The organism is uncultured Meiothermus sp. (genome assembly GCF_937863175.1).
GTDB lineage: Bacteria > Deinococcota > Deinococci > Deinococcales > Thermaceae > Meiothermus.
This window is the reverse complement of sequence record NZ_CALMCQ010000012.1, coordinates 1-11,244: the sequence shown is the minus strand read 5'-3', so window position 1 is coordinate 11,244 and position 11,244 is coordinate 1. Positions and strand designations below refer to the sequence as shown.

General features: G+C 62.4%; 9 protein-coding genes and 1 pseudogene. 5 read left to right on the top strand and 5 right to left on the bottom strand.

Annotated elements, in window-relative coordinates; genetic code table 11:
• The first annotated feature begins 366 nt into the window (after positions 1–366).
• The 5 genes from Q0288_RS00575 (at position 367) to Q0288_RS00555 (ending at position 5,738) form a co-directional block, all read left to right on the top strand.
• Entirely contained in the window at positions 367–549 is a 183-nt protein-coding gene (locus tag Q0288_RS00575) for a hypothetical protein (RefSeq protein WP_299425558.1), read from the top strand.
• A 5-nt stretch (positions 550–554) separates the two neighbouring features.
• Positions 555–2,990 (top strand): Lon protease family protein, encoded by a 2,436-nt coding sequence (locus Q0288_RS00570; protein ID WP_299425556.1) that lies wholly within the window; start codon positions 555–557, stop codon positions 2,988–2,990.
• Positions 2,987–3,865, top strand: coding sequence for a hypothetical protein (locus Q0288_RS00565; RefSeq protein ID WP_299425553.1), 879 nt, complete (start codon positions 2,987–2,989; stop codon positions 3,863–3,865). Before Q0288_RS00570 ends, Q0288_RS00565 begins: the two co-directional genes overlap by 4 nt.
• A 346-nt stretch (positions 3,866–4,211) precedes the next feature.
• Positions 4,212–5,195, top strand: a complete 984-nt coding sequence (locus tag Q0288_RS00560; protein WP_299425551.1) for a universal stress protein — start codon at positions 4,212–4,214, stop codon at positions 5,193–5,195.
• A gap of 93 nt (positions 5,196–5,288) precedes the next feature.
• Complete coding sequence (locus Q0288_RS00555; protein WP_299425548.1) at positions 5,289–5,738, top strand: universal stress protein; 450 nt, start codon at positions 5,289–5,291, stop codon at positions 5,736–5,738.
• 184 nt (positions 5,739–5,922) lie between these two features.
• On the opposite strand, the gene adhP is transcribed toward Q0288_RS00555, so the two are convergent.
• The 5 genes and pseudogenes from adhP to Q0288_RS00525 form a co-directional block, all read right to left on the bottom strand.
• Entirely contained in the window at positions 5,923–6,960 is a 1,038-nt protein-coding gene (gene adhP / locus Q0288_RS00550; RefSeq protein ID WP_299425546.1) for an alcohol dehydrogenase AdhP, read from the bottom strand.
• A gap of 107 nt (positions 6,961–7,067) precedes the next feature.
• On the bottom strand, positions 7,068–9,527 hold the full coding sequence (locus tag Q0288_RS00545) for a cation-transporting P-type ATPase (protein WP_299425543.1): 2,460 nt from the start codon (positions 9,525–9,527) through the stop codon (positions 7,068–7,070).
• Positions 9,524–10,420, bottom strand: coding sequence for a universal stress protein (locus Q0288_RS18000; protein ID WP_366914710.1), 897 nt, complete (start codon positions 10,418–10,420; stop codon positions 9,524–9,526). Before Q0288_RS18000 ends, Q0288_RS00545 begins: the two co-directional genes overlap by 4 nt.
• A 21-nt stretch (positions 10,421–10,441) precedes the next feature.
• Positions 10,442–10,993, bottom strand: a complete 552-nt coding sequence (locus Q0288_RS00530) for a universal stress protein (protein WP_299425561.1) — start codon at positions 10,991–10,993, stop codon at positions 10,442–10,444.
• Positions 10,979–11,149 (bottom strand): annotated as a pseudogene (locus Q0288_RS00525) (universal stress protein); the annotation flags it as partial. The pseudogene Q0288_RS00525 and the gene Q0288_RS00530, both read right to left, overlap by 15 nt.
• Between the last annotated feature and the right edge of the window lie 95 nt (positions 11,150–11,244).

Genomic DNA, 11,244 nt, shown 5'->3' with positions numbered 1-11,244 from the left:
AGGATTTTCTGAATGTTGAACTGGGGATACTGGGCCTCCCGCACCCCCAGGGCAATATTCTCGAAATCACAAAAGAGCGCCATGTTTTTAATTTCAGATCGGCCTGCCATACCTTTGCCACGCTTTGCCGGGTTGTCTCGTACCCAAGCCCTGATTCAAGTATAGAGCCTGGCCTGCCGCCATCACCCAGGTGCGCCTGGGGATGCATAATAACCTGGTAACGCCCTGGTAATTGGCCTGGCCCAGACTAAACGGGGAGGTTTGTTTTTCAGATCGCTGGTTGCGGGTCGGTTGAACGTCGAAGGCTATGGAGGTTAGGAAGCCAGTTCCAGCGAGTACTGCGGTAAAACCGCAACGAGGTGCGCGATGTGTGGAGCCCAACCCATCCAGACTGAACCCGTCCTCATTCCACTCGACTCCGAGACTGCGCCTGCGGGCGACCTGAGTATCCGCCCAGGGGCAGGTGGGAGGGTAATTTTTGCTCACCACAGCGGCAGCGGACGGCATGGCCCGCGCACCCGCTTATCTGGGCAGCACTATGAGGGGTGAGGGGCATGCCTGAGCCTCGGCAGCTACCGACGAACCCGCTTCCGGTGGAGTCGCTACGCCACATTTGTGACGAGAACCATTTCAATTTCCGTACCACCGCCGAACTCGAGCCTCTTGAGCAGCCACCGGGTCAGAAACGGGCCATTGGGGCCATCCAGTTTGGGCTGAGGATTCCCCACGAGGGCTACAACCTGTATGCGCTGGGGCCAGCAGGAATTGGCAAGCTCAGCCTGGTACGGCACTTTACCTTACAGCAGGCTGCTCAAGAAGCGGTAGCCTCGGACTGGGTATATGTCCACAACTTCCTCGAGCCGCACAAACCCAAAGCCCTTTCGCTTCCTGCTGGACGGGGTGGGCAGTTCAAGGCCGATATGGAGCGTCTGGTAGAGGAAATGCGGGCTTCCATACCGGCGGCTTTTGAGAGCGAGGACTACCGCACGCGGCGGCAGATTATTGATGAAGAATTCAAGCAAAAACAACAGGCCAGCTTCGATGCCATCCAGAACGAGGCCAGTCTCCAGGGTATCGCCATCCTCCGCACCCCCATGGGTATGGGGCTGGCTCCTGTGCAAGACAAAGAAATCATTACACCCGAGACCTTTGAAAAGCTACCCGAAGCCGAGCAAAAGCGGATTCAAACCGCCATGGAATTGTTGCATGGCAGGCTTCAAGCCATGCTGCAGCAGGCCCCCCAGTGGGAGAGCGAACGGCGCGAGAAAATCCGCGAACTGAACCGTGAAGTGGCCCGCTATGCGATTGGTCATTTGCTGAACGGGGTGCGCCAACACTACCGCGATCTGCCAGGGTTGCAGGAGCATCTGCTGCTGGTCGAACAAGACCTGATTGAAAATGCCGGGCAGTTTCTGGCTGCACAAAACGAACCGAAAAACCCGCTCGAGGCTGCTCTGGGTAAGATGTTTTCCGACAGCCGGGCCTTTGATCGCTACCGGGTCAACCTGCTGGTAGACCAGTCGGGCCGCCAGGGTGCGCCGGTGATCGAAGAAGACTACCCCTCGTTGCAAAACCTGGTGGGTCGTATCGAGTACCGCGCTCAGTTTGGCAACCTCGCCACCGACTTTACCCTGATTCGTCCAGGGGCGTTACACCGGGCCAATGGCGGTTATCTGGTGCTGGAAATGCGCCGAATTTTGCAGCAGTCGTACGCCTGGGAAGAGCTCAAGCGGATCTTGCGCAGCCGGGAAATCCAGATTCGCTCGGTGGGGGATGTGCTGGGCCTGTCCAGCACCGTAACCCTGCAACCCCAGCCGATTCCCTTGCAGGTCAAGGTGATCCTGATGGGCGACCGGATGCTCTACTACCTGCTGTGTGCCTACGACCCCGATTTCCTCGAGCTCTTCAAGGTGGCTGCCGATTTCGAAGATGCCTTCGATCGAACCGCTGAGGGAGAACTGGCCCTGGCCCGGCTGATGGCCTCACTGGTTCAACGCGAGGGGTTGCGTCATCTGGAAGTGGGGGCTGTGGCCAGGGTGATCGAACATGGTTCGCGCCTGGCCTCGGATGCACAGAAGCTTTCGGCGGCCCTCGAAGCCCTGCTGGATCTGCTGCGTGAGGCCGACTACTGGGCCGCCCAGACCGGACACTCCACCATCACTGCCCAGGACATCGGGCAGGCCATAGACCAGCAGGTCTACCGGGCCAGCCGACTCAAGGCGCACTTGCAGGAGGAGGTGCGGCGGGGCACCCTGCTGGTGGATACGACCGGGGCTGAGATCGGGCAGATCAATGGGCTCTCGGTGTTGAGCCTGGGGGGCTACAGTTTTGGCCACCCCACCCGCATTACCGCACGGGTGCGGCTGGGCAAGGGCGAGGTGGTAGACATCGAGCGTGAGGTCGAGCTGGGCGGCCCCCTCCACTCCAAGGGAGTGCTGATACTGGCAGGGTTTTTGGGCGAACGCTACTCCCGCGAGCGCCCACTCTCGCTCTCGGCCAGCCTGGTGTTTGAGCAGTCTTATGCCGGGGTGGAGGGGGATAGCGCTTCGATGGCCGAGCTTTGCGCCGTTCTTTCGGCGCTGGCCCAGGTGCCCATCCACCAGGGCATCGCCATCACCGGCTCGGTCAACCAGCATGGGCAGGCCCAGCCAATTGGGGGGGTTAACGAAAAAATCGAAGGGTTTTTCGAGGTCTGCCGCGATGCGGGGCTGAATGGCCAGCAGGGCGTGATCATCCCCAGGGCCAATATCAAGCATCTGATGTTGCGGCAGGAGGTGCTGGAGGCGGTGGATGCAGGGCAGTTTAGGGTCTGGGCGGTGGGCACGGTAGACGAAGCACAGACCATTCTGACGGGCCTCGAGGCTGGAGAACGGGGCGCGGATGGGCGTTTCCCCGAGGGCAGTCTCAATGCCCGAGTGGAGGCCCAACTCGCCGCCTTCACCGAGCAGGTGCGGGCTTTTGCGGCTCCACCCACAGGGGGTGGCACATGAGCCGCATCCGCAGGGTGATTCTGGCCCAGGACGTGGCCAGCCGCGATACCCAGACCATTGCGACCGCGGTGGAACTGGCTGCCAGGCTGGGGGTACGGGTGCTGGGTGTCTTTCTGGAAGACCCCAGCCTGTTGCGCTGGGCCAGTCTGCCCGTGGCCCGACAGGTGAGCCCCTGGGGCAGTGGGGTGGATCGCGAGCGGCTTGCAGCCCAACTACGGGCCCTTTCTATCCAGGCCCAGGCTGAACTGGAAGTAACCGCCCAGCGCCTGGGCGTACCGTGGTCGGCGCAGGTGTTGCGCGGGGCACTACAGGAACTGGTCGAAGAGACCGCCGACGATCTCTGGATCATTGGTACGGCCAGCCGGGTCATGGGTCTGGAGGTGCAGTTGTTTTCCATGCTGCGCCCGGCCCTGCCCCGGGTTGCAAGGCTGATCCTGCTTTTGCCCCGCAATACCGCTTTCCAGCGACCTCTGGTGGTACTGCATGGTCACACAGCCAGTGCGGAAGCGGTTCTGGAAGCGGCACTGGGCTTGATGGAAATGCCTGCTCAACCGCTGAGCGTATTGATGATTGGGAACCGTACCCGGCTGGCTGCTTCGGTTCAAGCCTGGCAGGCCCAGCGGAATGTAGTGGTGCGACCCATTCACCTGAGCCAGGCCGGTATCGAGGAACTGGCAGGAGTTGCGGCCCTGGTCGGCTGTGATGTCCTGGTGGTCGGAGCCGATTGGCCGCCGTTGGAAGGGGAGGGCTTTGAGGCCCGAAGGGTGCGGACACCCGGTGAATTATCGGATCGCGCATCCCAGGATATGGTGGCCTCGCCTTCGCTGGAGCGTTTACTGGCTGCCATTCGCTTGCCGGTGCTGGTGGTGCAGTAGCGCTGCAACCAGAGAAGGGGCATCCCCATGCGCTACACTGAGGGTGCCGGATACCGCCGCTTGAGACATCCTTCTGGGGTCTCATTAAACCGGGGTCTGGACGGCTCGCCAGGCTTCGTCCCACCCGGTCGTTGGGGAAGGAGGTAGCCCTGTTCTACGGGAAGTTCAGCAATAGTGTTTTTTTGTGCTGGAGGAGAACAAACCCCCCTTGGGAATATGGCCGCAGGAGGCTGTCCCAAGAGAGCAAGAAGGTAGGTTGACAATGGCTTTCCGTCTTCACACCTTAACCGCCTCTTCCAACCGGAAAGGCCGTTGAGGCGCTTGTGTGGCATGAAAGGAGGTGGGTATGTACAGATGCATTTTGCTGCCCATAGACGGCTCACCTCCCAGTGAACATGCAGGGGAGGTCGGGCTGGCGCTGGCCAGGCGGCTGGGTGCTTCGGTGGCGTTGATACACGTAATTGAGCCGCAGCGCTACCGCGAACTGCGCGATTACCAGGGAGCCCTCGAGCGCGCTCGCACCGTAGGGCGGGCCCTGCTCGAGCAGTGGGATCGCAAGGCGCAGGGTCTGAACGTTTCCTGCACTGCCCAACTCACCCGTACCGAGCCGGAAAGCCGTCCAGGGGTAGCGGAAGCCCTGGTAGATGCTGGCGTGGCCAGCGGCTGTGACCTGGTGGTGATGGGCACCCACGGACGCACCGGGCTGCCCCGGGTGTTGCTGGGCAGTGTGGCCGAGCGGATGACCCGCCTGGCCCCCACCCCGCTTTTGCTGGTGCGGGGTGCGGATGAAAAGCCTACCTTATTCAAGCATATCCTGGTGGCTATTGACGGCAGTGCGTATAGCGACCTGGCCCTGCAGCATGCCGACGAGCTGGCCGGGGCGCTTGAGGCCAGGCTCTCGGTGGTGTATGTGGTGCCCGATCTGACCCAGTTGTACTCGAGCTCGAGTACAGGCCGGGCCTGGATGCTTACCGATCCGCAACAGCTTCATGCCCAACTGGCCGGTGGGCAACAACGCCTTCGGGAGCAGGGCGAGTTCATCTTGCAAGAAGCCATACAGCGCTGCAAACACTGCCAACAGGCGCATACCGTGCTGCGTGAAGCCGGACGGTATCTGATCGGGGAGCGTATCTGCGAGGTGGCCGAACAGGAGAAAGCCGAACTGATTGTGTTGGGCACCCATGGTCGCACCGGCCTGCGTAAATTCTTGCTGGGCAGTGTGGCCGAGGATGTGGCCCAACAAGGTCGTCAACCGATTTTGCTGGTGCGCAATCCAGCCGCCCTGACCCGCCCCGACGAGACCCACCTGCCCCCGCCAGGGGAGCATTAACGCGACTGTACGAATATCCGCATCGAGCTTGTTTTGCTGCCAGGACGGGGGGGTAGAGAATCACGAACCGCGAAAGCGGTGCAAGGAGGAGCCATGTACAGCCGCATTCTAATTCCTACCGATGGGAGCGGCCCCAGCGAGGCCGCAGTTAAGGTGGGCCTCGAGCTGGCCCGCAGCCTACAGGCCAAAGTGACCTTGCTGTATGTGGTGGAGCCAGTGGTGGCCCGCATCCTGATCGGCCCCGAGACCGTACCCTACTACCCCGAGTTGAAGCGTGACCTGGTGGCGGCGGGCAAGCAGGCCCTGGAACGTGCGGAGGATTTTGCGCAGTATCTGGGGGTTACGGTCGAGACCGAACTCCAGCTGGGCAGCGCCTCCCAGGTGATTTTGGAGACCGCCAATCAGCACGACCTGGTGGTGATGGGCACCCACGGACGCAGTGGGCTGGATCGGTTCTTGCTGGGCTCGGTGACCCAGAAGGTGCTGCAACGCAGCCCCAGGCCAGTGCTGGTGGTGCGCCAGACCGGGGAGGGGGCTTCATGAACGCTACGAACCTTCCCACCAGTGGTAGCCGATTGCATGATCCAGCATGCCAGGCCGGATGGTTCGTCACCGACCGATGACGAACCACCGCACGCTTAAGGGGGTGGTGCACCAATTCGCGGAACCCGGTGGTGATAAAGAGGTGGTTTTAAAAGCAACCAGGGAGCAATTTTTGAAAACCGCCCTAAGCTGCCTCGTTGGATAACCGCAGTACCACCCGGCCATTAACCGTGCCCTCCCGCAGGCGGCGGAAAACCTCGTTGATGGCCTCAAGGGGCTGGAACTCCACCTGGGCCTTGACCTGTCCTGCTGCGGCAAACTCGAGGGTCTCTTGCAGATCCTGGCGGGTTCCCACAATCGAGCCACGCAAGGTGATGCGCTTGAGCACCACGTCAAAGATGGGGGTGGGGAAGTCGCCGGGCGGAAGGCCAACAAACGAGACCGTCCCCCGGCGGCGAACCATCCCCAGGCTCTGCCGGAAAGCCGTGTTGGATACTGCCGTCACCAGGGCGCCGTGTACGCCACCAGTAAGGCGCTGCACCTCGGCCACCGGGTCGGTCTTTGCGGCATTGATGCTCAGTTCGGCCCCCAGTTTACGGGCTAGCTCGAGTTTGTCCTCGGCGATGTCTATCGCCACCACGCGCAGACCCATCGCCCGGGCATACTGCACCGCTACATGCCCCAGGCCACCAATACCGGATACTGCGACCCACTGCCCTGGTCTTGCTTCGGTCTCTTTGAGCCCTTTGTAGACCGTCACCCCTGCACACAGAATGGGGGCAATCTCACCAAACGTAACCTGGCCTGGCAACTGGCCAACAAACCGGGGGTCGGCCAGGGCATACTCGGCGTAGCCACCATTGACGGTATATCCCGTATTCATCTGTTTGTGACAGAGGGTCTCCCAGCCGGTCAGGCAGTGTTCGCAACAGCCGCATGCGGAGTGTAGCCAGGGGATCCCCACCCGGTCACCCTCACGCACTGCCGTGACCCCTTTGCCCACTGCCGCCACAAAGCCCACCCCCTCGTGGCCGGGTATTAGCGGCAGGGTCGGCTTTACCGGCCAGTCGCCATCGGCAGCATGCACATCGGTGTGGCAGACTCCACTGGCCATGATCTTAACCAGAATCTGTCCTTCTTGCGGCTCCGGGATGGGCCGATCCTCTATAACCAGGGGCTTGCCGAACTCGTACACGACGGCTGCTTTCATCTTGTTGGCCATAAAACCACCTCCATCAGTAACCTTGCTCCGGCCACACCAGACCTGGTCAGCAAATCTGCCCAGGCAGGGTCTCTCGCGGGTCGTGATGAATTCTCCAAACTCTCTCATCACCTCCTCTGCCTGCGGAAATAGAGTGCAGTCAGAACCGCACTACCCCAGGTCAGCAGGGTTGCCAGCAGCACCCAGAGCATCTGTTCCTGGGTAAGCCAGGAAAGCCCCAGCAAGGAGCGGCCCTGGGGTAGTAAGAATGCCAGCGCCATCAGGCCCAGCACGCCCAGGATGCTCCAGTTCAACCAGGCATTGGGCAGTGGTTGCAGGCGCACACTGCGCGAAGGGTAGGCGAATATGAGCTGACCCAGCACCTCATACAGAAAAACCGAGCTGCGTACGGCTTCGAGGCCCGCCCCCCGCAGGTACAAGTAGACCAGCAGAACGGCCCCCAGCACCGCCTTGATGACCCCAGTTACCACGATGAAAACCAGAGAGGGTCGGTCCAGCAGTGGGGCTCTGGGGTCGCGGGGGGGGTGCCGCATAACCCCAGGGTTGCGGTCCAGGCCCAGGGCCAGCGCTGGAGGGCCGCCAGTGATCATGTTGATCCAGAGCAGTTGCACCGCTGTGAGAGGCAGGAAAAGTGCTCCAGCAGCGTCGTAGATACCCAGCATCACCGCTGCTAGCAGGCCCAGAATGACCAGCAGCAGCAGGGCCACATTGGTCGAGAAGAGGAATCGGATAAAGCTCTGGATGTTCTCGTAGATGCTGCGCCCCTCCTCAATGGCGGCCACGATAGTGGCAAAATTATCGTCCAGGAGTACCAGATCCGCCACCTCACGGCTCACATCTGAGCCGCGCTGCCCCATCGCCACCCCCACGTCCGAGCGCTTGAGCGCGGGTGCGTCGTTGACCCCGTCCCCGGTCATGGCCACGATCTCGCCCCGTGCTTTGAGCGCGTCTACCAGGCGCAGCTTGTGTTCGGGCCGAACCCGCGCAAAGACATTTACCTCATCCAGAGCCTGGTCGAGCGCTTCGGGGGTAAACTCCTCGAGGTCTTCACCGGTCAGCACCCGGTCTCCACGGATACCTACTTGATGGGCAATCGCCAGGGCGGTAGCAGGGTGGTCACCGGTAATCATCAGTACGCGGATTCCGGCTTCCAAAGCCTGCTCGATGGCACCAGGCACCTCTGGACGGGGCGGATCCCAGAACAGGGCCAGGCCGGCAAAGGCCAGCGTGTCTTCCCGCTCCCCCTCTCCCCAGGCCAGACCCAACACCCGGTAGCCTTCAGCAGCATACGCAGCAGCCTTGCCCTGCCAGGACTCGAGCTCGGCCTGAGTAAGCCCGCAGCGTTCCAACAGGACCTCTGGCGCACCTTTGAGGTAGCTGATCAGCCCGGTCTCATCCCGCACCGTCGCCCGCATGAACCGGTGCTCACTCTCGAAGGGCCGCTCACTGTGGCGGGGGTGCCGGGCTCTTATCGCCTCGGGATTCAGGCCCTGGCTCCGGGCATAGGCCAGCAGGGCAGTATCCATGGGATCACCGACCTGAAAGTCGGCATCGTTGGCCAGAACGCACACCCTGAGCGCCACCTTAGGGTTGGGGCTATCCACGGCCCGCACCTCCATGCGGTTCTCGGTCAGGGTGCCGGTCTTGTCGGTGGCTATGACCGTGACCGAGCCCAGGGTCTCGACCGCCGAGAGCCGCCGTACCACTGCCTTGCGCCCGGCCATCCGTTCCACCCCCAGCGATAGGGTCAGGGTGAGTACCGCTGGCAGACCTTCGGGAACCACTGCCACCGCCAGGGCTACCGCGAACAACAGCACCTCATCGAGCCGGTGCCAGCCCTCGAAAATTAGCCCCCCCAGGGCCATGAGAAAGGCCACTGCCAGCACCACCTGGGCAATCTGGTGGCCAAAACGGTGCAGACGGCGCTCGAGGGGGGTGGGGTCGGCCTTCACATCGCCCAGCATCACGGCCAGCCGGCCCAGTGCGCTCGTGGCCCCGGTGCGTGCTACCTGGGCAAAAACCTTGCCCCGTACCAGCAGGGTGCCGCTATACAGCTCGTCAGGGGGGGTTTTCTCTACCGGAAGGCTCTCGCCAGTCAGCACGGACTCGTCTACCGCCGGGCCACCCTCCTGCAATACCGCATCGGCAGGAATGCGGTCGCCGGCCTCGAGGCGCAGCAGGTCGCCCGGCACCAGCAAGTGGCTCTGGATATGCTGCCACTGCCCATCGCGCTCGACCCAGACCAGCGGGGCAGAAAGCTGCTTGAGTTTACGCAGAGCAGCCTCGGACTTGCTCTCCTGCCAGACGCCCATGCCCGCATTGAACAGCAGAATTCCCCCGATCAAGACAGCCTCGTAGGGAAAGCCGGGCGCCCCCTCGAAAATCCACAGAATCAGCTTCATTGCCAGGGCAAAGAGCAGGATATAGATCAAAGGACTCTGGAACTGCCGCAAAGTCCGACGCCAGAGGGACTCGGGGGGCTTTTCGGGCAGGCTGTTGGGACCATACTCAGTCAGCCTGCGCTCCGCTTCGGTCTGGCTGAGACCTCTTAATATTTGGCCGGTCATGCGACTCCTTTGGGGCGGTCGCGACCGGGGATCACCAGCACCGGCTTTTCGCTACGGCGTAGCACCCCCTCGGCCACTGAACCCAGCAAGAACCGATCCAGCCCACTGCGTCCGTGGGTGCCCATCACCACCAGGTCGTGAACCCTGGCCTCGGCCAGGATGTGGTCAACAGCATTTCCCACCGCCAGCCGGGTCTGGGCCACCACCCCCACCGCATCGGCCAGCTCTTTGGCCAGGCCGAGGGCTTGCTGCCCAATATCCATGAAACCGGCCTCGAGTCCGTCGGCCACCGGGTAGATGGCGGCTTCCGGCCCCAGGTAGCGGTACATTCCTTCCACCACATACAGCAGGGTCACGTTCGCGCCCAGGGCTCTGGCGAGCTCGAGCCCCTGCCGTAGCGCGGGCTCACTGCTTTTGCTACCGTCGGTGGGCAGCAGAAGCTGCTGGACTCCATCGGTCTTGACCCCCTCTCGCACCACCAGCACCGGCCTGGGGCTTTTGTGCAGCACACTGATGGCTACACTGCCCAGCAGTAGCCGATCCAGCATCCCGTACCCGTGGCTTCCCATCACGATCAGGTCGTAATCCCGAGCCACCTCTACAATCACCTCGGTGGCCCGGCCTTTGCGCTGCTGGACATGGCTGCTAACCCCTAGCTCCTGTGCCCCGGCCTCCACTTTGGCCAGGGCCTGCCGTCCCGCCACCTGCACATCGCGCTCCAGATCGGCGTAGTAGGGAATGCTGCTGGGGGATACGAGGGTTCCGGTAAAGGGCTCGAGCACGTGCAGGACGACCACCTCAGCACCTAGACGGGCAGCCAGTTTAAGGCCGTAATGGGCAGCATCCTCACTACAGCGACTGCCATCGGTAGGAATCAAGATTTTTTTGTACACAGGGCCTCCTTTGCACGCTGGTCACTCGCCGGGGGCGGGAAGATAGACTTCGTCGGGTGTGCTCGAGGGCTTGCGCACCAGCAGCACCGGCTGCCGGGCCAGATGGGCCACGTCGCGGGCCACGCTGCCCAGAAAGAACTTTTTCCAGCCGCTGTGGCCGTGGGTGCCCAGCACGATCAGGTCGGCCCTCTGCTCATCGGCCACCTCGCGGATGCGCAGGCTGATCTGGTGGTGGGGGGCTTCACGCAGCAGGGGCTCTACATTATTGCAGTGGGTGCAGTACTTCTGGGCTTCCTCGAGAATGAACTCGCCCTGTTCGCGCAGGCGCTGCTGCTCTTCTTGAAGCTGGGCCTGAAGCTGTTTTGCACTGGTGTACATCCAGGTTCGCCCCGTTCCCACCGCCATCCGGGTGACGTCGGGCACTACATATAAGAGTGAGAGACGGGCTTCCAGCTGGCCAGCCAGCCCATCGGCGTAACGCAGGGCCTCCTGGGAGTACTCGCTGCCGTCGGTAGCTACCAGAATACGCTTGAACCGGGATGCTCCCCCATCCCCACCCCGTACCAGCAACACCGGCAGAGGCCCCAGTCGGGTTACCCGTTCGGCCACGCTGCCCAGCAGCAACCTGGGCAGCCCGGTGCGCCCGTGGGTGCCCATCACGATCAGGTCGCAATCCTGGTCCAGGGCTGTATTAAAAATCGCCTCAGCGATATCGCGGCGCTGTTCCAAGCGCTGGACAGTGGGGATGCGGCGGTGGCTGGCTCTGGTCTGCCAGTGCTCGAGCAGGGCCAGACCCACCGTCTGGGCCTGGGCCAGGGCCTCCT

Excerpts from the sequence above, each read along its gene's own strand:
- Q0288_RS00575 (WP_299425558.1), top strand. The coding sequence starts at position 367 with ATGTGTGGAGCCCAACCCATCCAGACTGAACCCGTCCTCATTCCACTC.
- Q0288_RS00570 (WP_299425556.1), top strand. The coding sequence starts at position 555 with ATGCCTGAGCCTCGGCAGCTACCGACGAACCCGCTTCCGGTGGAGTCG.
- Q0288_RS00565 (WP_299425553.1), top strand. The coding sequence starts at position 2,987 with ATGAGCCGCATCCGCAGGGTGATTCTGGCCCAGGACGTGGCCAGCCGC.
- Q0288_RS00560 (WP_299425551.1), top strand. The coding sequence starts at position 4,212 with ATGTACAGATGCATTTTGCTGCCCATAGACGGCTCACCTCCCAGTGAA.
- Q0288_RS00555 (WP_299425548.1), top strand. The coding sequence starts at position 5,289 with ATGTACAGCCGCATTCTAATTCCTACCGATGGGAGCGGCCCCAGCGAG.
- adhP (WP_299425546.1), bottom strand. The coding sequence starts at position 6,960 with ATGGCCAACAAGATGAAAGCAGCCGTCGTGTACGAGTTCGGCAAGCCC.
- Q0288_RS00545 (WP_299425543.1), bottom strand. The coding sequence starts at position 9,527 with ATGACCGGCCAAATATTAAGAGGTCTCAGCCAGACCGAAGCGGAGCGC.